The sequence below is a fragment of the Hymenobacter caeli genome (genome assembly GCF_013294115.1).
Lineage (GTDB): Bacteria > Bacteroidota > Bacteroidia > Cytophagales > Hymenobacteraceae > Hymenobacter > Hymenobacter caeli.
Genome location: NZ_JABSNP010000002.1, coordinates 349,877 through 372,468, shown reverse-complemented (window position 1 = coordinate 372,468; position 22,592 = coordinate 349,877). Strand labels below are relative to the sequence as shown.

Annotated in this window: 21 protein-coding genes; 9 read left to right on the top strand and 12 right to left on the bottom strand. The window is 64.9% G+C overall.

Features of this window, described 5'->3' with window-relative positions; genetic code table 11:
• Positions 1 to 131 precede the first annotated feature (131 nt).
• The 7 genes from trhO to xerD form a co-directional block, all read right to left on the bottom strand.
• Positions 132 to 1,073 carry an oxygen-dependent tRNA uridine(34) hydroxylase TrhO gene (gene trhO, locus HNP98_RS03315; RefSeq protein WP_173808624.1) on the bottom strand — a complete coding sequence of 314 codons (942 nt, stop codon included), beginning with the start codon at positions 1,071 to 1,073 and terminating at the stop codon, positions 132 to 134.
• 105 nt (positions 1,074 to 1,178) lie between these two features.
• The gene (locus HNP98_RS03310) at positions 1,179 to 1,811 is read right to left on the bottom strand and encodes a NeuD/PglB/VioB family sugar acetyltransferase (protein ID WP_173808623.1); all 633 of its coding nucleotides are present in this window, start codon (positions 1,809 to 1,811) and stop codon (positions 1,179 to 1,181) included.
• Between the two features lie 155 nt (positions 1,812 to 1,966).
• Positions 1,967 to 3,277, bottom strand: coding sequence for a hypothetical protein (locus HNP98_RS03305; RefSeq protein ID WP_173808622.1), 1,311 nt, complete (start codon positions 3,275 to 3,277; stop codon positions 1,967 to 1,969).
• Positions 3,274 to 4,581 (bottom strand): DUF2851 family protein, encoded by a 1,308-nt coding sequence (locus tag HNP98_RS03300; protein WP_173808621.1) that lies wholly within the window; start codon positions 4,579 to 4,581, stop codon positions 3,274 to 3,276. The genes HNP98_RS03305 and HNP98_RS03300 overlap by 4 nt, the downstream gene beginning before the upstream one ends.
• Positions 4,582 to 4,802: 221 nt before the next feature.
• Complete coding sequence (locus HNP98_RS03295) at positions 4,803 to 5,450, bottom strand: LolA family protein (protein ID WP_173808620.1); 648 nt, start codon at positions 5,448 to 5,450, stop codon at positions 4,803 to 4,805.
• A 130-nt stretch (positions 5,451 to 5,580) separates the two neighbouring features.
• Positions 5,581 to 8,472 (bottom strand): FtsK/SpoIIIE family DNA translocase, encoded by a 2,892-nt coding sequence (locus HNP98_RS03290; RefSeq protein ID WP_246274932.1) that lies wholly within the window; start codon positions 8,470 to 8,472, stop codon positions 5,581 to 5,583.
• A gap of 69 nt (positions 8,473 to 8,541) precedes the next feature.
• Positions 8,542 to 9,441 carry a site-specific tyrosine recombinase XerD gene (gene xerD / locus HNP98_RS03285; protein ID WP_173808619.1) on the bottom strand — a complete coding sequence of 300 codons (900 nt, stop codon included), beginning with the start codon at positions 9,439 to 9,441 and terminating at the stop codon, positions 8,542 to 8,544.
• Between the two features lie 170 nt (positions 9,442 to 9,611).
• Here xerD and aroQ point away from each other — a divergent pair, with 170 nt between their 5' ends.
• From aroQ to HNP98_RS03255, 6 genes are all read left to right on the top strand, one after another.
• On the top strand, positions 9,612 to 10,058 hold the full coding sequence (gene aroQ, locus HNP98_RS03280) for a type II 3-dehydroquinate dehydratase (RefSeq protein WP_173808618.1): 447 nt from the start codon (positions 9,612 to 9,614) through the stop codon (positions 10,056 to 10,058).
• Positions 10,059 to 10,183: 125 nt separating this feature from the next.
• Positions 10,184 to 11,263 carry an aminotransferase class V-fold PLP-dependent enzyme gene (locus HNP98_RS03275; protein WP_173808617.1) on the top strand — a complete coding sequence of 360 codons (1,080 nt, stop codon included), beginning with the start codon at positions 10,184 to 10,186 and terminating at the stop codon, positions 11,261 to 11,263.
• Between the two features lie 131 nt (positions 11,264 to 11,394).
• Entirely contained in the window at positions 11,395 to 11,955 is a 561-nt protein-coding gene (locus tag HNP98_RS03270; protein WP_173808616.1) for a MarC family protein, read from the top strand.
• A gap of 93 nt (positions 11,956 to 12,048) precedes the next feature.
• Positions 12,049 to 12,501, top strand: a complete 453-nt coding sequence (gene rnhA / locus HNP98_RS03265; protein ID WP_173808615.1) for a ribonuclease HI — start codon at positions 12,049 to 12,051, stop codon at positions 12,499 to 12,501.
• 142 nt (positions 12,502 to 12,643) lie between these two features.
• Positions 12,644 to 13,192: a hypothetical protein gene (locus HNP98_RS03260; RefSeq protein ID WP_173808614.1), complete on the top strand. Its 549-nt coding sequence runs from the start codon at positions 12,644 to 12,646 to the stop codon at positions 13,190 to 13,192.
• 39 nt (positions 13,193 to 13,231) lie between these two features.
• Entirely contained in the window at positions 13,232 to 13,954 is a 723-nt protein-coding gene (locus tag HNP98_RS03255) for a tRNA1(Val) (adenine(37)-N6)-methyltransferase (RefSeq protein WP_317171035.1), read from the top strand.
• A gap of 67 nt (positions 13,955 to 14,021) precedes the next feature.
• On the opposite strand, the gene HNP98_RS03250 is transcribed toward HNP98_RS03255, so the two are convergent.
• Entirely contained in the window at positions 14,022 to 15,383 is a 1,362-nt protein-coding gene (locus HNP98_RS03250; protein ID WP_173808613.1) for a saccharopine dehydrogenase C-terminal domain-containing protein, read from the bottom strand.
• Positions 15,384 to 15,469: 86 nt separating this feature from the next.
• Here HNP98_RS03250 and HNP98_RS03245 point away from each other — a divergent pair, with 86 nt between their 5' ends.
• Together HNP98_RS03245 and HNP98_RS03240 are read left to right on the top strand one after the other, a co-directional pair.
• Complete coding sequence (locus HNP98_RS03245; protein WP_173808612.1) at positions 15,470 to 15,961, top strand: cytidine deaminase; 492 nt, start codon at positions 15,470 to 15,472, stop codon at positions 15,959 to 15,961.
• A gap of 227 nt (positions 15,962 to 16,188) precedes the next feature.
• Positions 16,189 to 16,812: an alpha/beta hydrolase gene (locus HNP98_RS03240; protein ID WP_317171032.1), complete on the top strand. Its 624-nt coding sequence runs from the start codon at positions 16,189 to 16,191 to the stop codon at positions 16,810 to 16,812.
• Here HNP98_RS03240 and HNP98_RS03235 read toward each other — a convergent pair.
• The 4 genes from HNP98_RS03235 to HNP98_RS03220 all read right to left on the bottom strand — a co-directional run bounded on the left by HNP98_RS03235 (position 16,809) and on the right by HNP98_RS03220 (position 21,507).
• Positions 16,809 to 17,561, bottom strand: a complete 753-nt coding sequence (locus HNP98_RS03235; protein WP_173808611.1) for an SDR family NAD(P)-dependent oxidoreductase — start codon at positions 17,559 to 17,561, stop codon at positions 16,809 to 16,811. The genes HNP98_RS03240 and HNP98_RS03235 overlap by 4 nt on opposite strands.
• Before the next feature lie 37 nt (positions 17,562 to 17,598).
• Positions 17,599 to 18,405, bottom strand: coding sequence for a type IX secretion/gliding motility protein PorT/SprT (porT, locus tag HNP98_RS03230; protein WP_173808610.1), 807 nt, complete (start codon positions 18,403 to 18,405; stop codon positions 17,599 to 17,601).
• Complete coding sequence (gene ubiE / locus HNP98_RS03225; protein ID WP_173808609.1) at positions 18,354 to 19,082, bottom strand: bifunctional demethylmenaquinone methyltransferase/2-methoxy-6-polyprenyl-1,4-benzoquinol methylase UbiE; 729 nt, start codon at positions 19,080 to 19,082, stop codon at positions 18,354 to 18,356. Before ubiE ends, porT begins: the two co-directional genes overlap by 52 nt.
• 148 nt (positions 19,083 to 19,230) lie before the next feature.
• Positions 19,231 to 21,507 carry an OmpA family protein gene (locus tag HNP98_RS03220; RefSeq protein WP_173808608.1) on the bottom strand — a complete coding sequence of 759 codons (2,277 nt, stop codon included), beginning with the start codon at positions 21,505 to 21,507 and terminating at the stop codon, positions 19,231 to 19,233.
• 419 nt (positions 21,508 to 21,926) lie between these two features.
• Between HNP98_RS03220 and yihA the strand changes: the two genes are divergently transcribed.
• On the top strand, positions 21,927 to 22,541 hold the full coding sequence (gene yihA / locus HNP98_RS03215; RefSeq protein ID WP_173808607.1) for a ribosome biogenesis GTP-binding protein YihA/YsxC: 615 nt from the start codon (positions 21,927 to 21,929) through the stop codon (positions 22,539 to 22,541).
• The last annotated feature ends 51 nt before the right edge of the window (positions 22,542 to 22,592 follow it).

The window sequence follows — 22,592 nt, the reverse complement described above, 5'->3', positions numbered from 1 at the left end:
AGTTGTCAGGGAATTCATGGCTAAAAAGCGTTGCATGCGCTCATAACCCGTAACGAAGCGGTTCATGACGTTCAGTTTTGGGTTTTTTAGACTTCCTGAACAGCTTCAACCCATAACTCCTAGCCCATGGCTCATAACCTGAAAGAAGCCAGGCCCTGGGCCGGGTGGTAGTGGTTACTGGCTTTGGGGTAGGCCCCGGTGCCGTCGTAGGGGCGTTTTTCGGGGTGGGCGAGGCAGGCGTCGGAGCAGGCCCCTTGCAGGGCCTGGCCGCAGGTTTCGCACTGGGCCACGTGGGCGTTGCAGTGCGGGTTGGCGCAGTTGATGAGCCGGGCCGAGGGCTCGCGGCAGGCGCAGCAGCGCGAAATCACGCGCGGGTTCACGCGGTTCACGTCCACGGCCACGCGGTTGTCGAACACGTAGCACTGGCCGTCGAAATCCTCACCCCCGGCCTCCAAACCGTACTTGATGATGCCGCCGTGCAGCTGGTACACGTTCTCGAAGCCCTGCTCCAGCAGGTAGGCGCTGGCTTTCTCGCACTTCACGCCGCCGGTGCAGTAGGTCAGGATTTTCTTGTCCTTGAACTGCTTGAGCTGCTCCACCCGGGCGGGGAAGTCGCGGAAGTTTTCCAGGTCCAGGGTCACGGCGTTGCGGAAGCGGCCCAGGTTGTACTCGTAGTCCGAGCGCACGTCCACCACCACCACGTCGTCGCGATCTTTTAAGGCCTTGAACTCCTGGGGCGACAGGTGCTGGCCGGTGCGCTCCTGGGGCCGCAGGTGGGCCAAGCTGCTGTGCACGATTTCGGGCTTCACGCGCACGTGCAGCTTCTGGAAAGCGTGCTGCTCGGCGGCATCCACTTTGAATTCCAGCGCCGCAAACCGCGGGTCGGCCTTCACCGCCGCCATGTAGGCCGCGCACTGGGCCGCCGTGCCCGACACCGTGCCGTTCAGCCCTTCGCCGGCCACAATGATGCGCCCCCGCAGGTCCAGCGCCACGCACAGCCGGTGGTGTTCGTCGCGGAATTGCTCGGGGTCGTCGAGGGGCGTGTAGCAGTAATAAAGCAGGACTTGGTACATATTTTTAGCTGTTAGCCGTTAGCTGTTAGCTTTGGGGTAGGTGCAGGCCATTGCTTCGTTGCACGGAAGCTAACGGCTAACAGCCACAAGCTAACAGCTAAGCAATCACACTTTCACCGCGGGGTTGCCGAACACAGTTTGGCCCTTGGGCACGTCGGCCACCACCACCGAGCCGGCCCCGATGCGGGCCTTCTCGCCGATGCTGACGCCGGCCACCACCACGGCCCCGGCCCCCACGAAGGCCAGCTCGCCCACCGTGGCCCCGGCCCCGAGCAGGGCCCCGCTGCCCAGCTGGGCGTAGTCGCCCACGGTGGCGCGGGCCTCCACCACGGCGTTGGCGTGGAGCAGGCAGCCGTTGCCCACGGTGGCGGTGGCGGCCACCACGGCGTTGGGCCCCACGTAGTTGCCGTGGCCCAGGGTGGCGTGCGCCGACACGCTGGCCCGCTGGTGGATGGCGTTCACGGGCACGGCTTCGTACTCCTGGCGCAGCATCTGGGTGAGGCTGCGGCGGCTGGCCGCGTCGTCGGTGGCCACGAACACTTCGCACTTCTTGCCCAGCAGCTTCAGCAGGTCGGGGTCGTCGGTGCCGCCCATCACGGGCACGTCGAGCAGCTCGGTTTTTTGCAGCTTCGGGTCGTCGTCGAGCAGGCAGTACACCACCAGGTCGTTGGAGAGAAAGGCGTCGAGGGCGGCCGTGCCCACGGCTTGGGCACCGAGGATGATAACGGGGTTTTCCATAGTTGTTGAGCTGCTGGCTATTAGCTGCTGGCTGTTAGCTTTTGGTAATGTTAGCAGGCTTGATTTGAAGCATTCACCCCGTTGTTGGGGCGCTGAATACGGCAAAGGAGTACGGCAAACGACGGCTGCCGCACCCGCCGGGCCGGTGCGCAAAGTTACGCCGGCGGGCCCGCCGGGGCCCCCAGCCCCAGGCGGCGCAGGGCGGCGGCGGCGTAGTCGTTTTGCAGCAGCAGCAGCACCCAGAACGGCAGCAGGATGCTGCGGTAGCGGCTGAGCGTGCCCAGGTTGGGGGTGCTCAGGCCCACGAGCACGGCCAGCAGCAGGCAGTAGCCCAGCAGCACCACGGCCAGCGCAAACGGCAGCCGCCCGCCGCGGCCCCGCGCCAGGGCCCCCAGGGCCAGGGCCCCCAGCGCCAGCAGCAAAGCATTTTCGAGGCCCGCCGCCACGTACTGCGGCTCGGCCGATTCGCCCAGCCAGGGCCGGGTGAAGGTGTTGAGCGCTGCCAGCGGGGCGTGGGCCAGGAAGCTTGCGGGCGTGGGCCGCAGGTCGGCGTACTCAAAGTGCGGCCGGCCGGCGGACATCAGCAAATCGTGGTCGTAAATGCGCAGCACCTGGCTCGTAAACTTGTTGAGCCGGAACACCACGCTGACCTCGGGGGCCACCGCCACGCCCGCCGCCAGCAGGGCCGCCAGCACCAGCGCCTGCGCGCCGCGCCCCCGCACCCAGCCGCGCCGCCGCAGCTTCTGCACCAATGCCAGCCCCAGCATCCCTTCCAAGAGTGGCACCGCGAAAAAGTAACGCATATTGAAGCACAGCAGCCCCAGCGCCAGCATGGCCAGGCCGCGGCCCAGGGGCAAGCGGCCGGGGCCCGCGGCGGCGGGCGCGTACAGCCAGTCCAGCGTGAGGGCCAGCAGCCACGCCCCGCTGCCCAGCAGGGCGGCTTCCTTGTTCAGGCCGGCCGCCCAGTAGGCCACCGAGGGCCACAGCACCAGCCCCACCAGCCCCGCCCCGGCCGGCGCGGCCGGGAAGCCCCGGGCCAGCGCCCGGGCCAGCTGCCAGCACCCCACGAAGCTGAACAGGCTCAGGTACCCCGCGTTCAGCCCGGCCACGCCCAGCGAGGCCAAGTTGAGCACGGCGAGCACCTTGGCCAGAAACAGCGTGTTCGACATGCCGTAATACACCACCCGTTCACCGGCAAACTGCACCGCGTCGCCGGCCAGCGACTGCCAGCCGGCGGCGGGGCTGGCCCACAGCTGGGCCGTGAGCAGCTGGCCCAGGTGCTGCACGTAGCCCGCGTCGCTCACGGGGTGGCCGTCGCGCAGGGCCCCCACCAGCAGGCGGGCCCCCAGGCCCGCGGCCAGCGCCGCCCGCCACGCGGAGCCGCTGCCGCGCCACTGCCGCCGCAGCCACGGCAGCAGCCCGGCCAGCAGGGCCACATTCAGGACCAGGGCCAGCGCGATTTTCACCGGACCACCCGCAACTGAGGGCCTTGCACTAAGCGGCTGCCGATAGCGCAGTGCAGGCAGCGGCGCGGGGTGCAGTAGGCCTTGTGCAGCGCCAGCAACCCCTGCGAATCGGCGGCGGTGCGGTGGCCGAAGCCCAGGGCCTCGAATGCATCGGTGAACTGGTTGTGCTCGGCGGGCAACTCGGCCAGCAGAGCCACGCTACTTTCCACCAGCGCGGGCTGGCCCACCGAGCGGGCATAGGCCACGCGCAGGGGCACCACCACGTTGGTAATCAGCAGCTCAATGCTGCTCTTCCCCAAATCGGGCACCTTGCCGGGCCGGCCGGGCCGGAAGTGCGCCCGCCAATACGCCGGGGCGGGGGCCCGGAAAAACTCCGTCAGGGCCCCCACGCTTTGGGCCGTGAGCAGGGCGTCGCACAGGGCCGGGCGGGCGTGCAGCAGGCCGGCCAGCTGGCCCAGGCGCACGGGCGGGAAATTGGCGGGCCGCAGGCGCAAGTAGTTCCACTCGTGCACAGCCAGGGCCGCGGGCCCCAGGCCGTACTTGTGGCGCAAAAACTCGTGCTCCCGGCGCAGCGCTTGGATGTAGGTGTCATCGGCCGTCTCGTCGTTGTCCACCAGAAAACCGGCCTGCCCAAACAGCAGGGCCTCCAACTGGTGCAGGTCGTGGCGGTGGCGACGCAGCACGGCCAGCGGCACGGCTTTGGCCAGGCGGGCCAGCGGCTCGCTGTTTTTCTGGAAGCCAAAAGCCGCCATCAGGGCGTGGTAGGCCGTGGCTTCCCAGTCGTGGTCCAGGCGCTCGTGCAAGGCGGCCACAGCGTCGGCCTTGGCCTCGACGCGCTCCAACAGGGCCCGCTCGGCCATCATAATTTTGGTGATTTCGGGCACCTGGCCCAGCAGCGGGGCGCAGGGCAGCGCGGCGGCGGGTGGCGCGGCGACCAGGGCCTGGTAGCGGGCCAGCAGCGCGGGAGCCAGCCGGGGGCCCAAGGCCAGCGCCGGAATGGCGCTGCCGTTGGTGCGGGCCACGTCGGCGTCGTAGGTGTACACTACGTGCAGCACCACTTGGTCGTATTTAGCGTCGGTCTGATGCTGGTGCCGGGCCCAGTCAGAGGCTTTCAAATGGATTTCCACCGCCCCGTTCCATTCCACGTCGCCCAGGCGCAGGCGGGCGTTCAAGAAATCAGGACCCGCGTCGGCGTTGCGGTGGCCGGGCCCCAGCACCTGTATTTCTTCGCCGCCCACCGTGCGTAAGTCGGCTTTGTCAAAGTATTGGTGCTGCCAAACGTAGTGGAGGAAATCTTCTTTCATAGACCTATTCAGCTGTTTGGAAAAGTTGGTCTCATTTCATGTTGCCCTGCACAATATCTTTAAATACAAATGTTTCCCCTGCTGCTATATGATTAATCAGCATGAGCCGTCCATTTATATTATGAGGGTATCGTTAAAATTCTAATGGCTTCAGTTTCCACGCAAACGGCCCACTTCTGGTGAAGTGGACCGTTTGCGTAACGTATCGAACACTGGTGAGCCTACCGCAGGTCCACCACTTTCACCCCTTTGTGGTCGGCCTTGTCGAAGGCAAACGTGGTGGCCGTAACGGGCGGGTTGGGCTTGAAGTTCTTAATGGTGAAGCTGTACTGGTTGCCATTTTTCTTGAACATCTGCCAGCTTTTCACCGTCTGGTCCTTCTTGCGCACCTTCAGGCGCACTTTGATTACCTCGTTGGTGCGGTCTTCGGGGGTCAGCTCAATCACGTCCAGGGCCTCGCCGCCTTCCTGCACCTGCTGCACGTAGGCGTACTTGTAGCCTTTTTTGTACATGGTGTAAATCTGCGAGGGCGACATGTCCTGGCTGTCGCCGTCGGCGTCGGCGATGTTCACCTCGTTCTCGTTCTTGAGGTACGTCCAGGTGGTTTTGCCGTCGTTGATGACTTCCTGGCCGTTCATCTTGAGGTGGAACTTCTTGCCGCTCACCACGATGTCGCCACTCATGTTTTGTTTCACCTTGGCCGAGGGGTTTTCCAGGGTTTGGGTAAAAGAAGCGCCAAAGGCGTTCAGGGCCTGGTACTTGGCGCTCATGGCATCGAGGATTTTGCCGGCTTTGGGGTCTTGCTGGGCCGCTGCGGACAGGGCCAGGGTGGCGGACAGGGCCAGCAGGGAAAACGATTTGGTTGTCATAATAATAGAAAAAGCGGGTACTTGGGGCCCCGCGCGGCTTGATACGCAAGCCCTCATCAAAAGGCCGGCCAGAATAGCTTTTCTGAAGAAAAACTGTGCTGGCCGGCCGTTACCAGCACCCCGGGGCCCTCTACTTGGGCATCGAGTTCAGCAGCTGCTCCAACTGGTACTCGTCGGGCACGAGCACGTCGCGGGCCTTGCTGCCCTCGAAGGGCCCTACGATGCCCGCGTGCTGGAGCTGGTCGATGAGGCGGCCGGCCCGGTTGTAGCCCAGCTTGAGCTTGCGCTGCAAAAGCGAAGTAGAACCTTGTTGGTGCAGCACGATGCAGCGGGCGGCCTCCTCGAACATGGCGTCGCGCTCGGCGGGGTCGCCCGCGTCTTGGCCGCTGCCCTCGTCGCCCTCGGCCCCGGCCACCTCGGGCAGCAGGTAGGCGTCGGAGTAGCCCTGCTGCTCGCTGATGAAGGCGCACACGCGGTCCACCTCCGGCGTGTCGATGAAGGCGCACTGCACCCGGATCAGGTCCGAGCCGGCCGAGAACAGCATGTCGCCCTGCCCGATGAGCTGGTCGGCCCCGCCGGTGTCGAGGATGGTGCGCGAGTCGATTTTGCTGGTCACCTTAAAGGAAATCCGGCAGGGGAAGTTGGCCTTGATGATGCCCGTAATCACGTTTACGCTGGGGCGCTGGGTGGCCACGATGAGGTGGATGCCGATGGCGCGGGCCAGCTGGGCGAGGCGGGCGATGGGGGTTTCTACTTCCTTGCCGGCCGTCATCATCAGGTCGGCCAGCTCGTCGATGACGAGCACGATGAAGGGCAGGTAGCGGTGGCCCTTCTTCGGGTTGAGCTTGCGCAGCACGAACTTGGCGTTGTACTCCTTCAGGTTGCGGCAGCCGGCTTCTTTGAGCAGGTCGTAGCGCCGGTCCATCTCCATGCACAGCGAATTGAGCGTGTGCACCACCTTCTTGGTGTCCGTGATGATGGGCTCGTCGGTATCCGGCAGCTTGGCCAGGTAGTGGCGCTCGATTTTGTTGAAGATGCTCAGCTCCACCTTCTTGGGGTCCACGAGCACGAACTTGAGCTGGGCCGGGTGGCGCTTGTAGAGCAGCGAGGCCAGAATCACGTTCAGCCCCACCGACTTGCCCTGGCCCGTGGCCCCGGCCATGAGCAGGTGCGGCATCTTGGCCAAATCGGCCACGAACACCTCGTTGGTAATCGTGCGCCCGAAGGCAATCGGCAGGTCCATCTCCGTGCGGGCGAACTTCTCTGAGCCCAGCACCGAGCGGATGCTCACCATCTCCTTCTTGGCATTCGGCACCTCGATGCCGATGGTGCCCTTGCCCGGAATCGGGGCGATGATGCGGATGCCGAGCGCGGCCAGGCTCAGGGCGATGTCGTCCTCCAGGCTCTTGATTTTGCTGATGCGCACGCCCGCCTCGGGCACAATCTCATACAAGGTCACGGTGGGCCCGATGGTGGCCTTGATGCTGGCGATGGCGATGCCGTAGTGGCCCAGCGTCTCGACGATGCGGTCCTTGTTGGCCTCCAGCTCCTCCTTGGTCACCTGCGCCTTGGGCGCGCCGTAGTCGTTGAGCAGCTCCAGCGTCGGGTACTGGTAGCGCGCCAGGTCCAGCGTCGGGTCGTAGTTCACGTCCGGCATCACGTCCGCGTCGGCGTCTTCGTCGGCCACCGCCGCGATGTCGGCCCCCGCGCTCGGGTCCAGGTCGGCGCGGCTCGGCACCGTAATTTCCAAGCTAGTGCCCGAGGCCGGGTGCTTGGTGCTCAGTGCGGGAGGGCCATCAGCTAGGTCAGCCAGCGAAAGCGGCGTGGGCACCGTGGCCACCGGCGCGGTAAACGCCACTTCCGGCTCCGCCACCGGTACCTCGACCGTGAACGCCGGGCCCGCCACCAGCAGCGGCACGGCTGCGGCTAGTCCCGGAGCGGCCGCTTGGGCCCCGGCCAGGGGCCCGGCCACGCTCAGCGCAAGGCCGGCCGCGGGCCTGGGCGCGGGCTCAAACTCTGCCGGGGCCGAAGCGTCTTCGGAGGCCTCCGTATCCTCGGCACTGGTTAGTTGCAGGGCCGGGCGGGCAGTCGCGGTTGGGGTAGTTTTGGGAACGGGTACCGGCTCGGGCGGGCGGGCCTGGGCAGCTTCCGCGGCTTCAATTTCGGCGGTAAGTTCGGCGTCCTCGGCGGCTTCGGCCTGGACGGCCCAGCGGCCAAAACCCAGGTTGAGGGTGGTGACGTTGAAGAAGAACACCACGAAGGAAATCAGCACGAAGGCCAGCAGCAGCACCGTGCCCCAGCCGATGAGGCTGCTCAGCCACGAAGCCGCCTCGAAGCCCACGCCGCCGCACAAAAAGTCGAGCCGGTGGGCCAGGGCCGGGTCGGTGCCCGGCGCGGGGGCCCCCAGCGCTACCACCACATAGCCGAGCAGCACGCTCAGCCAGGCCATCGTGAACAGGCCCAGGGCCAGCACGTAGCTCACCGAGCCGGCCGCCTTGCGGAACACGATTTTGTAGCCCAGAAAAAACACGATGGGGATGAGCGCAAACGCTGCCACCCCGAACAGCTTATAAATGAACACCTGCGCCGCCCAGGCCCCCAGCAGCCCCAGCCAGTTGCCCGACTCCTGCCCGGCCTCTTTGGTGGGGATGGTGCCCAGCGCGGCCACCACGCTCTGGTCGGCGTGGCCCGTGAACAGGAACGACGTGAAGGCGATGGTGAGGTAGAGGCTGCCCAGCAGCAGCCCAAACCCGATGAACAAGTGGAAGCGCCGGTCGCGCACCAGCCCTTTAAGGGCGGCCACGCCGGGCACAGGCCCCCGAGGGGCCCGCGGCGGCCGGACAGCCGCGGCTTTGGCGGCCCGGGGCTGGTTGGTGGCGGCGGGGCGCGGCGGGCGCGCGGCGGGCACGGGCTCGGCGGCGGGCCGGGGGGCGTTGGCGCGGGGCGCGGGGGCCGGCCGGCCTTCGGCGGGGCGGTTGGCGGAGGCGTCCGGCGGCGGGTTTTTATAGCGGTTATCGGCCATGCGGAAGGCAGCGGAAAAGCCAAATTTACGCACGGCGGGCCGCTATTCGTCCGGCCGCCGCCGGGGCCCTCAGCTGCGCGGGTGGAACTCGGTGATGACCTGGCGCAGGTAGTCGCGGTCGAGGTGGGTATAGATTTCGGTGGTCGTGATGCTGGCGTGGCCCAGCATCTCCTGCACGGCCCGCAGGTCGGCCCCGCCCTCGATGAGGTGGGTGGCGAAGGAGTGGCGCAGCGTGTGCGGGCTGATGGTTTTGCGCAAACCCGCCTGCGCGGCCAGTTTCTTGAGGGTGGTGAACACGGTGATGCGCGAAAGCGGCCGCCCGCGCTGGCTCAGGAACACGTGGTCCTCGGCCCCGGGCTTGACGTCGAGGTGGCCGCGCACCCCGCGCAGGTAGAAGTTGAGGTGCTTGAGGGCCTCGCGGCCCACCGGTACCAGCCGCTCCTTGTTGCCCTTGCCCAGCACCTTCACGAAGCCCTGCTCGGCGGCAATGTTGGAGAGCTTCAGCTCGCACAGCTCGCTCACCCGCAGGCCCGACGAGTACAACACCTCCAGCAGGGCCCGCGCCCGCAGGCCCTCGTCGGTGCTCAGGTCGACGGCCCCGAGCAGGGTTTCGACCTCGGGGTAGCTGAGGGTGTCGGGCAGGTGGCGGCCGGTTTTGGGGGCCTCCAGCGTGTCGGTGGGGTCGAGCGCAATCAGGTCTTCCATAATCATGAAGCTGAAAAACGCCTTGAGCCCCGACAGCGTGCGGGCCTGCGAGGTGGCCCCCAGCCCCAGGCCTTGCAGCGTGGCCAGGAAGTCGCGCAGCAGGCGGGTGGTCACCTGCTCGGGCCGGGCGGGCACCCCCTCCCCCAGCAGGAACTGGTGCAGCTTGGTGGCGTCGCGCACGTAGGCCTCCACCGAGTTGGGCGAGAGGGATTTTTCAAGCAGCAGGTAGCCCTGGAACTGCCGGATTGCCTGGGGCCAGGTCATCTTTTTGGTTATGAGTTATGAGTTATGGGTTATGAGTTGGGCACTTGCCCGGGCGGGGCCGCACTAGCTTGCGGCCCAAAGGTCGCAGAAATGGCCGCCCCGGGCCCTGCGGCCCAAAACCTCCCCGCTGAAACTCATAACTTATAACCCATAACTCCTAACTAAAAGAGATGGACCTCCTCATCCTCAACGGCCCCAACCTGAACCTGCTGGGGCGGCGCGAGCCCGGCATCTACGGCAGCCGCTCGTTCGACGACTTTTTTCCGGAGCTGGTGGACGCCTTTCCCGACCACGCCCTGACGCAGTTCCAGAGCAACCACGAGGGGGCCCTCATCGACAAGCTGCACGAGGTGGGCTTCACCCACCACGGCATCGTGCTGAACGCTGGCGGCTTCACCCACACCAGCGTGGCCCTGGGCGACGCTGTGGCCGGCATCGCCACGCCCGTGGTGGAGGTGCACTTGAGCAACCTCGCCGCCCGCGAGGAGTTCCGCCACAAAAGCCTCATCGCCAAGCACTGCGCGGGCAGCATCGCCGGCTTCGGGCTGGAAAGCTACCGGCTGGCCGTGCAGTGGTTTGCCAGCCAGCGGCCCAAGCGCGTGGGCTTCGGGCGGTAGGGCCCCGGGCAACATCCCCAAGAAATTCGGGTTGAATCAGGGGCCCGCGCCCGACCTTTGCGGGGCCAACGGCGCCGGGCGGCGCGCCGGGCTCCCTTCTTCCCCCGACTTTACCCAACCTTTCCGTGCCCCAGCAATTCACTTTCAACGTGGGCCCCGCGGCCGTGTACCCCGCCGTGCGCCAGTACCTGCAAGACGCCTACGACGAGGGCTGGCTCTCGGCTCCGCACCGCGGCGAGCGGTTCACGAGCCTGGTGCGCCAGACCGTGGCCGACCTCAAAACCAAGCTCAACATCCCCCAGGACTACACCGTGCTGTTCACCGGCTCGGCCACCGAGTGCTGGGAGATTTTGGCCCAGGGCCTCACCCCGCGCCGCAGCTTTCACTTGTATAACGGCGAGTTCGGCAAGAAGTGGTTCGACTACGCCCGCGCCCTGCGGCCCGAAACCACCGGCGTGCAGTTCGACATCAACGAGGTGCCCGACATGGGGGCCCTGCCCTTCGCGGGCGACGACACCGACCTGGTCTGCATCACCCAGAACGAGACCAGCACGGCCACCCAGCTGCGCGAAACCCACATCCTCACCCTCTACAACCGCCTCGGCGGGGCCCTGCTGGCCGTGGACGCCACCAGCTCGCTGGCCGGCCTCAACCTCAAGTTCATCAAGGCCGACGTGTGGTACGGCTCGGTGCAGAAGTGCTTCGGGCTGCCCGCCGGCCTGGGCGTGCTCGTCCTCTCGCCCCGCGCCGTGGCCCGGGCCAAGGAGGTGAACGACCGCGCCCACTACAACGGCCTGCCCGCCGCCCTGAGCAACATGCTCAACCACCAGACCAACTACACGCCCAACGTGCTGGGCATCTACCTGCTCGGCCGCGTGATGGCCGACCGCGAGCCCATTAAAGTGGTCGCGCAGCACCTGGCCGACCGCGCCCAGAAGCTCTACGACTTCTTCGAGCAGGCCACGCCCTTGCAGCCGCTCATTACCAACCCCGACGCCCGCTCCACCACCGTCATCGGCCTGCGGGGCGAGCCCGCGCTCATCGAGGAAGTCAAGCGCCGGGCCCTCGAAGCCGGCCTCACGCTGGGCAGCGGCTACGGCCCCCTGAAAAACACCAGCCTGCGCATCGCCAACTTCCCCGCCGTGTCCGACGCCGCGATGGAGGCCCTGGTGCAGTTTTTCGTGAAGGAATACGTGCCGGCGTAGGGCCCCCGGCCGGGCAGCCGGCGACACGGTAACCATGGCACGAGCTGGCTGCGTTTGGGCCCCGGTAATCTCGTCGTTGAATTGAACGAGTCAACAATTTAATCATGCAACCCCTGAGCAATTAAATCTGCGTGTTCAACCTCCAGCAAATCTTTTCCGTCACGCTCACGCTGTTCGCCATCATCGACATCGTGGGCTCGGTGCCGATTATCATCCAGATTCGGCAGCGCGAGGGCGAAATCAAGGCCGAGCTGGCCACGGTGGTGGCCGGCGGGCTGATGGTGGCGTTCCTGTTCCTGGGCCAGAGCATCTTGCGCCTGTTCGGGGTTGACAACGAGAGCTTTGCGCTGGCCGGGGCCGTCATCATCTTCCTCATCGGCATGGAGATGATTCTCGGCATCGAGCTGTTTAAATCGGACATGACGGCCCGCACGGGCTCCATTGTGCCGCTGGCGTTCCCCATCATTGTGGGGGCCGGCACCATGACCACGCTGCTCTCGCTGCGGGCCGCCTACGCCCTGCCCAACATCCTGGCCGGCATCGCCCTGAACCTGGTGTTCGTGTACGCGGTGCTCAAAACCAGCCCCTGGATCGAGCGCCAGCTCGGCAAGGCCGGCGAAGACGTGCTGCGCCGCGTGTTCGGCGTCATTCTACTGGCCATCGCCATCAAGCTGTTCAAGGCCAATTTTTAAATTTAGTTATTCGTTGCTAGTTGTCAGTTGCTAGATTATTTGCCTCGCTCCGTCTGACAACAAACAACTGACAACTAGCAACCAACAACTGATTTGATTACCCTTTTCACCGACGGCTCGGCCCGCGGCAACCCGGGGCCCGGCGGCTACGGGGCCATCCTGAGCTACGGCCCCCACGAAAAAGAGCTGAGCCAGGGCTACCGCCGCACCACCAACAACCGCATGGAGCTGCTGGCCGTGATTGTGGGCCTGGAGGCCGTGACGCGCCCCGACATCCCGGTGCTCGTCGTGTCCGACTCGAAGTACGTGGTGGACGCCGTGGAGAAGCGCTGGGTGTTCGGCTGGGAAAAGAAACCCGACTTCGGCAAGAAGGCCAACCCCGATTTGTGGCGGCGCTTCCTGGAAATCTACCGCCAGCGCAAAGTGTCTTTCAAGTGGATAAAGGGCCACGCCGGCCACGCCGAAAACGAGCGCTGCGACGTGCTGGCCGTGCAAAGCGCCCTGGGCAAGGGCCTGCTCGTGGACGAAGGCTACGAGAATCAGTAGCGTAAATCAATTCATATTTACTCATTAAGCTCAATCGGTAACCCGTTGCGGTAACACGCAATGCGTCTTTATTTAACTTGCCAAGCAGAACAGCATTAAGACGAAACGCCGCTTTAGAGATATAACTATTAACAATGTTATCATGAAATTGAAAAGTAATTTATTGGCAGTCGCGCTTTTATTTTTTGCATCAATTTCTTGCAAGACAGCACAGACAAATATGATCGTAGCAGACAGCTACGATCAAAATAAAAAACAAACAACTTTGATATTATTTCCTTATGGCAATATGGTACTTCCTGATAAATGGACTAAAATAAGTTTTAATCAGGTTAGTAGACAGCATTTTTTTAAAAATGCTGATTCGACAACGGTTGGTGTGGCTAAAAATCCGAAAAGCAAGTATCCTTTCTATGCAGCAAATCAGACCGAAGAAGAATTCACAACGGCATTTGTAAAATGGGACGCAAATTATTGGGCAAAAAAAGGATTAAAAACTGAAATCATTAATGACCAATCAAATAATGGTTTCATAATTTGGCGGGTAAGCGATGCAAATAAAAAAGAAGTAAATAATATTTTTCTGTTCGGCTCGAAGAACGGCTTGGCATACAATCTCTCAGGGACTTCTAAAGTTTGGACAGATGAAAAGATTCAGACGTTTTTAATTAAAATATTCAGTGATAATTAATCAAGAAGATAACGCATTATCCCTGGCGTAGCATTGGCAGTGCCTAACGACTACTTCCAGTTCCAGCAGTTCCGCGTCAACCAAAGCGACTGCGCCATGAAGGTGAGCACCGACGCCTGCGTGCTCGGCGCAGCCCTGGGCCTGGCCGGGGCCACCCGCCTGCTCGACGTGGGCACCGGCACCGGCCTGCTGGCCCTGATGGCCGCCCAGCGCCACCCCATGGTCACCATCGAAGCCGTGGAGCTTGACCCCGCCGCCGCGGACCAAGCCGCCGCCAACGCGGCCGCCAGCCCCTGGGGGCCGCGCATCCGGGTGCACGCGCAGAGCCTGGCGGCCTACGCCGCCGCGGGGCCCGCGCCATTTAGCCACATCGTGTGCAACCCGCCGTTTTTCGAGCGGGCCCTGCGCCCGCCCGACGCCGCCCGCGCCACCGCCCGCCACGCCGCGCCCGATACACTCACCTTTGCGGAGCTGGCCCGCTTCGCCGCCGATTTTCTGGCCGCCGACGGCCGCCTCACCGTGCTGCTGCCGGTGCCCGCAATGGCCAACTTCACCCATGAAGCCGCGGCGGCTGGCCTGCACCCGGCCACGCGGCTGGTGCTGCGCCACCGGCCCGGCAGCCGGGCGCTGCGGCACGTAGTGGCCTTCGGCCGGGCCCCGGGGCCCGTAGTGGAGCGCGAGCTGGCCGTCCGCACGGCCGACGACCGGGACTACTCCGCAGCGTTTCGGGCGCTGCTGGCGGGGTTTTACCTGGCGCTGTAGCCGGCCCGTTGAAGTAAGCCCACAGCGGCCCCAAGGCGGGCCGGGCGGGTTCTCATTCGTCGCAGGGCTACTGGCCGGTTTCTTCCTCGTGAAAGGCAATGCCGTACTCCGCCGCCAGTTCGTCCAATATGGGCTCGTACAGGCTGGCATCGACGGGGATGACCACGCCCCGCTGCTCCACCAGGCCCCGGGCCAGGCGGCGCACGGCCATGCCCAGGGGCAGGCCCACGGTCTGGCTCATGGCGGTGTGGGTGGCGTCGGTGCCCGTGACCACGAGCGAGGCCGTGCGGCGGTGGGCGCGGCCGGCCAGCTCGTAGTCGAACACGTGCTGCATCACCACCAGGTCGTGGTCGTGGGGCCCCAGCTGCCATTTTTCGGTCAGCAGGCGCTCCAGCAGCTGGGCGGGCGTGGCGTCGGCGTGGCCCACGGGGTGCTGGTCCGAAAACAGGCCCAGCCAGTTCAGGCGGCCCATTTCCTCGCCCTCGGGGGCCAGGCCCAGGTAGGCGGCCACGCGCACCGGCAGCGGCAGGCCGGGCACCAGGGAGGCCGGCAAAAAGGCTTCGAGCAGCGCCGCCCAGCTCACGGTTTCCGCGTTGCCGAGGCGGGTGCCGTCGTCGGTGAGGCCCAGCCGGACCAGGGCCTGCCAGGCGGCGCAGTAGCCCGGCCGCCGCAGGGTGCCCCGCAGGATGGTGGGCACGTCGGCCAGGCCGTAGGGCCCCTGGTAGCTGAGCGAGTCGCGGTTGGCGTAGCCTTCAAAGTCGCCGTGGCCGGGCACGGCCACGGCTTCGGTGCGGGCAAACAGGTGCTGGTACGGAATGAAGCGCAGCAGGCCCCGGTCGAGGTAGCGGGCGGGGCCGCCCTGTCCGGCCAGCACCACGTTGCGCGGGTTCCAGGTAAACTTGTACTTCCAGGGGTTGCCGGCTTCGGCGGCCGGGGCCAGCAGCCCGCCGCAGTACGAGCGGAACGCCGTGACGCGCCCGCCCCGCGCCCGGATGTCGGCCAGGGCCCGCACGGCCGACATGTGGTCGAGGCCGGGGTCGAGGCCGCACTCCATCAGGAACGTGAGGCCCGCCGCCGCCGCCGCCGCGTGCAGGGCCTGGATGTCGGGGCCCACGTAGCTGGCCGTGGCCAGGTGGCGGCGGTGGCGCAGGCAGGCCCGCGCCACCACGGGGTGCAGCAGGGCGGGCAGCATCGAAATCACCACGTCGGCCTCGGCCACGCGGGCCTCGAGCGCGTCGGCATCGGCGGCATCGAAGGGCACGGCGCGGGCGTAGGCCGAGTGGGCGGCCAGCACCGGGGCCAAGTGGGCGGGGTTGGCGTCGGCCACGGTCAGGTACCAGCCCTCGGCGGGGGCGTGGCGCAGCAGGTACTGGATGAGCGAGGCGGCCGAGCGGCCGGCCCCGAGCAGCAGCAGGCGGGGGTGGGTCATGCGGGCAAATGTACACGGAGCCCGCGCCCAACCGCCGGCCGCCGCCTACCTTCGTCGCCCCCGTTTATTTTCCACGTCTTTTTTGCATGGCCCGCACCCCCCGCCAGCTTGCCCTGGCCTACGACGAGCTGGATACGCCCGCCGACCTCTCCCCCGCCGAGCGGCTGGTGTGGGACGCCGCCCGCGCCGCCACCGGGCAGGCCTACGCGCCCTATTCGCGCTTTTTTGTGGGGGCCGCCCTGCTGCTGGCCGACGGCACCCTGTTCCAGGGCACCAACCAGGAAAACGCCGCCTACCCCTCGGGCCTGTGCGCCGAGCGCACGGCCCTGTTCGGGCTCGCCGCCGCCCGGCCCGGCCACGCGCCCATCGTGGGCATGGCCGTGGCCGCCCGCCCCGCCCACGGCGACTTCGGCCCCGCCATGCCCTGCGGGGCCTGCCGCCAGGTGATGCTGGAGTACGAAATCCGGCAGGGCCTGCCCATCCCCCTGCTGCTGCCCAGCCGCCACGGCACCATTCTCCGCTTCGCCGCCCTCACCGACTTAATGCCCTTCACCTTTCAGGCCAATGACTTGCCGTGAAGGGGATGAGCGCACAGCTGCATTGTTCGCGTGGTTTTTTACGGAAGCTGTCTTGGCAAATCGGTAAAGAGTCAATAAAAAGCGGTCATGCCTCGGCTGCGCTCGGCATGACCGTTTTTAAGGTGTTTTTAATTCCCGACGCAAGTTTCTTCCCAAATCTCCCCATTATATCCATGTCTGAGCATTACCTCACCGTGCCGCGCACCGCCCGCTACTCGTAGCTGGGCGTGCCCTCCAATGCTACGCGGCAGGTGTGGTTCGTGTGCCACGGCTACGGGCAGCTGGCGGCCTACTTCATCCGGCACTTCGCGGCCCTGGCCGCGGCCGACCCCGCCCTGGTGGTGGTCGCGCCCGAAGGCCTCTCCCGCTTCTATTTGCAGGGCAACGGGGGCCGCGTGGGGGCCAGCTGGATGACCCGCGAAGACCGCCTGCACGAAATTAACGACCAAATTTCCTTTCTCAACCAACTGGCTGGCAATATTTTATCGCAGTGCCCGGCCGGGGTGCGCGTCACCGTGCTGGGCTTCTCGCAGGGCACGGCCACGGCGGGGCGCTGGCTGGCGCAAGCCGCATTCCGGCCCACGCACCTGGTGCTGTGGGCCGGCGAATTCCCCCCCGACCTCGCGCCCGAAGCGGCTGCCCGGCTGCTGCGGAGCCTACCGCTCACCCTCGTAGTGGGCGACCACGACCAGTACCTCAGCGCCGACGCCGTGGCGCAGCAGCGGGCGGCCCTGCGGCGGCTCGGGGCCACGCCGGTCCTACGCACCTTCGCCGGTCGGCACGAACTGAACCAGGAAATCCTGGCCTGCCTGCACCGGCCCGGGGCAGAGCCGCCGGCCCCCGGGCCTTAGGCGGGCTGCCGGAAAATGGTGGCTGCCGCGCCCTGGGCGGCCGGCAAAATCAACACGTCGGCCACGTTCACGTGGGCCGGGCGCGTCACCATGAAGGCGATGACGTCGGCAATGTCTTCGGCCTTCAGGGGCTGAAACCCTTCGTACACCTTCGCCGCCCGCTCGGCATCGCCCTTAAAGCGCACCTCCGAAAACTCGGTTTCCACCGCCCCGGGGTCGATTTCCGCCACCCTGATGCCCAGGGGCAGCAAGTCGAGCCGCATGGTTTTGGTGAGCATGCCCACCGCGGCTTTGCTGGCGCAGTACACGTTGCCGTTGGCGTAGGCCTCGCGCCCGGCCACCGAGCCGATGTTGACAATGAAACCGGTCTGGCGGGCCGTCAGGCCCGGAAGCAGGGCGTGGGTCACGTTCAGCAGGCCGCGCACGTTGGCGTCGAGCATGGCGTCCCAGTCGGTGGGGTCGCCGGTTTGGATGGGGTTGAGGCCGTGGGCCCCGCCGGCGTTGTTCACCAGCACGTCCACCGCCGCAAATTCGAGCGGCAGACCGATAACGGCCGCCACCGTGGCGTCCCGGTCGCGCACGTCGAACACCAACACGTGCACCGGCACGGGGGCCAGCTCGGCGGCCAGCGCGTCCAGCCGCTCGCGCCGCCGGCCGGTTACCACCAGTTGGAAGCCCGCCCGGGCCAGCGCCACGGCCGTGGCCCGCCCGATGCCGGACGAAGCGCCCGTTACAAATGCCGTTTTCATACGCAGTAAGTTGGGGGCCGCCGCGCCGCGGGGCCGGTTAATTTTGGATGTTCAGGTACAGCGTCACCGTATTGGTGCTCAGGCTTTGCAGGCTCTGGCTGTACTTATCGGGCCGATTGACAAGCAGGTTCCGCAGGCCGTAAGAAAACCGCAGCTCCGGCGCAAACTTGAACAGCGGATAAAACAGGTCCAGCCCCACGCCGTACTCCAGGGTCAGGTCGTTGTCGCTCACCTGCAGCTGGTTGCGCAGCAAATCGGTGCGGCGGGTCGTCACGCTCACGCTGGGCTTCACGCCCGCCAGCATGTACACCCGGGTGTTGCCCCGCCGCTGCGACTGGTACTTGAGCAGCAGCGGAAAGTCCAGCACCGTCGAGCTGATTTCCTGCGTGAACACCGAGTCGGGCGCGGTGCCGTTGTGGGCCCCGAACTCCACCCGGCGGGTGCGGAAGCTCACGCCCGGCGCGAACCGCAGGATGAACGGCGACCCGGGCCCGCCCAACCGCGCGTCGCCGATGATGCCCACCCCAAAATCGGGGCTGATGACGGAGTTGGCCGTCAGGTTTTGCCGCTGGACGTACGCGGCCGACTGCTCAATGAAAAACCGTGAGTAGCCGGGGGCGAAAAATAGGCCGGGGTGAAACCAGCGGCCGTCGTAGTTCGACAGGTTGGGCACGGTAATGCCCTTCAGCTTGCCTTTGCGGGTCCGTTCGGCCTTGGCCGGACGCTTTTGCTGGGCGTGGCCGGCCAAGGGCAGGGCCAGCACCAGCGCCAGGGGCAGCAGCCGGCGCAGCGTTAGTTGTGGGCGGTGTAGATGGAGCTGATGCCGAAGGTAAGGGGTTGCCATGCAGGATTTTTGAAGCCGACCCGGGCCAGGATGGCCAGGAAGTCGGAGCCGTCGGGAAACGCTTGCACCGACTCGGGCAGGTACGTGTACGCGGCCCGGTCCTTGGAAATGAGTTTTCCGAACACGGGCAGCACCCGGCGAAAGTAAAAATTATAGGCTTGCTTAAGCGGAAACGCGGTGGGTTTGCTAAACTCCAGGATGACGAGCTTGCCGCCGGGGCGCAGCACCCGGCGCATCTCGGCCAGCCCTACCTCCAAGTGGGCAAAGTTGCGCACCCCGAACGAGGCCGTCACGGCGTCAAAAGTACCGTCGGCGAACGGCAGGTTTTCCGAATCGCCCAGCTCCAGCTGGATGCGGTGGCCGAGGCGCTTTTCGGCCAGCTTGCGGCGGCCCACGTCGAGCATCCCTTCCGAAATGTCCACGCCCGTCACTTGGGCGTCGGGCGCGGCGGCCCGCAGGGTTTCAATGGCAAAGTCGGCCGTGCCGGTGGCAATGTCGAGGATGCGGGCCGGGCGCAGGGCCTTCAGCTCGTCCACGGCTTTGCGCCGCCAGTAAATGTCGGTGCCCGCGCTCAGGAAGTGGTTGAGGAAGTCGTACTTGCCCGCGATGCTGTCGAACATCGTGGCTACCTGCGACTTCTTGTCGGCAGCGTCTTCTTTGTAGGGTACAACGGCCATAGGGGGATGCAAAGAACGGCGAAAATGCGGAAAATTGTGTTGCTGCAACGGCGCGGCCCCGGTTTTGTTTGCGCCCCGCGGGGCCCCGGCCCACAAAAAAGCGGGCCGGGCCTGGGGCCCGGCCCGCTCAGGGCACCGTTGGCGGCGGCTACTCCGGCTTGACTTTTATCTTGTCCTTGGCTCCGGAGGCGTCCTTGGCCTTCGAGTCCACTTCGCCGTCTTTCGACACGGTTTTGGATTTCTCGCCGGCCGCGCCCTTGGTTTTTACCTTCACTTTGTCCGAGTCTTCGTCCACCTTGGTCTTCACTTTGGTGCCGTCGGCCATCTTGGCCTTGCTCTTGCCGGGCAGCGGCAACGCCGGGGCCGACGGCGGAGCCATCGTACCCGCCCCGCCCATCGGGACCGCGCCCGCAGCCGGGGCTGCGCCCGGGGCCGGCGGCGTCATGGGCATTTTCTCGCCTTCCTTCAGCACCACCCGGAACTCGTCGCGGCGGTTGAGCTGCATGTTCTCGGGCGAGTCGTTCGGAGCGGCCGGGCGGCGCTCGCCGTAGCTCACCGTGGTCAGGCGCGTATCGGCCACGCCTTTGGTCACCAGGTACTTCTTAGCGGCATCGGCGCGGTTCTGGCCCAGCACCATGTTGTACTCGTCGGTGTTGCGCGAGTCGCAATGCCCCTCCACCTGGATGTTGAGGCCCGGCGTGGCGGTAAGCTTCTGGGCAATGTCGTTCAGCACGATAATCGACTCCGGCCGCAGCTTGTACTTGTCGGTGTCGAAGTAGATTTTCTTGAACGGGTACAGGCCTGCCGTCGACGTGTCGATGTAAGCGATGTAGAAGTTCTTGGTGATGGTGGTCGAGTCGTTGGTCGAAACCGGGATGGCAAACTCCTGGGTTTCCACGTTCTTGCCGTCTTTGCTCACCGCCACCTGGTAGGTGCGGCCCGAGAGCACGGCCACCTGGTACGAGCCGTCGGGCTTGCTCACGTCGCGGAAGCTGAGCGGGGTGTTGTCGGCCTGCTTGCCGCTGAACACCAGCTCCACGCCCGGAATTGCCGTGGTGCTGTCGCTCTTCGCAAACACCTTGCCTTTCACGGTGGCGTTCTTGATGTAGTTAATCGTATAGATGTCCTTCTCGCCGTAGCCGCCGATGCGGTAGCTGCTCAGGTAGGCATACGAGCCGTCGGGGCTCAGGCGGTAGTAGCTGTCGTCGTCGGGCGTGTTGATGGGGTAGCCCATGTTTTCGGGGGTGCCCCAGCGGTGCCCGATGCTGTCGTAGGCGCTCTTGAAAATGTCGTAGCCGCCCATCGTGTTGTGGCCGCGCGACGAGAAGTACAGCGTCTTGCCGTCCTTGCTCACGTAGGGGCTGTCGTCGTCGTACTTGGTGTTGATGGCCCCACCCAGCGACTTGGCCGGGCCCCAGTCGCCGTCCGAGCCGCGCTTGGACACGTACAGGTCGAGGGTACCGTCTTCCGAGTACTTGCCGGTCGAAAAATACAGGGTTTTGCCGTCGGGCGTGATGTAGGCGTCCGATTCGAACGCCTTCGAGTTGATGTTGCTGTTCAGGCGCACGGGCGACGACCACTCGCCGTTCGTTTTGTCGGACTGGTAGATGTCGCCGTTCTGGTCGTCGCGGTACATCAACAGCTTCGAGTCGTTGTCGAACACCTGAATCGAGGCGTCGTGGCCCTTGCTCACGAGGGCCTGCGACAGCGAGCGGGGCTTCTCCCAGTTCTCGTCGTCGATGCGCTTGGCCTCGTAAATTTCCTCGTAGTACTCGCCGTCGGCGGCCAGTTTGCCTTTGCCCTTCTCCTGCTTCTTGGCGGGGTCGTTGGGCGTGCCCGTGTACTGCCCGCGCGAAGTGAAGAGCAGCACTTTATCATCGGACGAAATTACCGGGCTGTGCTCGCCGTACTGCGTGTTGATGACGGGCCCCAGGTTCTTCACAAAGATGTCCTTGGGCGAGTTGAAAAGCACCTTGGCATTCTTGGAATGCTGGATGAGCTGGGCTACTTCCGAGCGGCGGTCTTCGTTGCTCTTCTTGGCTTTGAGCGTGGCGTTGTAGGCCTGGTAGTGCGCAATGGCCTCGTCGAAGTTGTAGTTGAGGTGGTCCACCCGGCCGAGCCAGTATTCCACGTCCTTCGATACCTTGGGCTTCAGGCGCTGCGCTTTGTAGATGTAGTCGCTGGCCTTTTCCTTGTCAAAACTTAGGTAGGAAATGCCGGCATTGAACAGCGCTTTCGCGTTGTTGGGGTCTTTGGCCAGCACTTGCTCGTAATAAGGAATAGAAGCACGGTAATTTTCCTGCCCGAAAAACTTGTTGCCAGTTTTGAGCAGTTTGCCCGTGCTTTGGGCCATGCCGGGATGGGCGGCGGCACCCAGGGCCACGGCGCAGGAAGCCTGCAACAACCGTTTGGATAAGTTATCCATTGGAAAAATAAAGGGTTGGAAAAAAAGGTTTCGTAATTAAGGCTGTGCAGAGCGCCGCATAAAAGAATAGGCCGCCGCGCGAGCGGCAACGGGTTCGGCTTATACTTAAAAAAATGCGCAGGGTTAAGAAGAGCAGTGGGAAACAATTAAACTTAGCGCGGCCCGAAAACAGGCCTTGGTGACAAAGATAGGGAATGCGGGCCCCGGCAAAAAGAAAATGCGCCGTAAAGCAACCCTTAACACCAGCGCTACGAACCAAAATGCGCCAAGCAACCGCGCAAATATAGACGAATACAATAGATTACAATTTCCGGCCACCCATTATTTTATGACGTTTTGGCCGCCGGAGGGCGTAATTTTGCGGATTGCTGCGCCGGTCGCCGGTCGCCGGTATTTGCACTTACCCTTTATTTGCCCCCATGCTGATTCGCGACGCCCGGTTTTTAACGAGCAACACCCGCGTGGACTTGTGCCCGCCCCCCGACCGGCCGGAGTACGCCTTCATCGGGCGTTCCAACGTGGGCAAGTCGTCGCTCATCAACATGCTCACCAGCCGGGCGGGCCTGGCCAAAACGTCGGCTTCGCCCGGCAAAACCCAGTTAATCAACCACTTCCTTGTCAACGAGCAGTGGTACCTGGTCGATTTGCCCGGTTACGGCTACGCCAAGGTGAGCAAAACGGCCCGCGCCGAGTGGCAGAAAATGCTGAACGCCTACTTGCAGCGCCGCGAAAACCTGGCCTGCGTGTGCGTGCTGCTCGACTCGCGCCTGCCCCCGCAGGCCAGCGACCTGGAATTCATGGAAAACCTGGGCGAGATGGGCGTGCCCTTCGTGATGGTGTTCACCAAAACCGACAAGCAGTCGGCGGCCCAAACGCGGACGCTGCTGGCCGCGTACCTGGCCAAAATGGCCGAGAGCTGGGACGAGCTGCCGCAGTATTTTGTTACGTCGGCCACCACTAAGGCGGGGCGCGACGAGCTACTGGGCTTTATCGACGGAGTGAACCAGCAGCTGGCGGCGGCCCCGGGTGCGTAAGTTTGGCCCCGCTTTTGCCCGGCCAGAGTCGCTGGCCGCGACCGCCGCTTC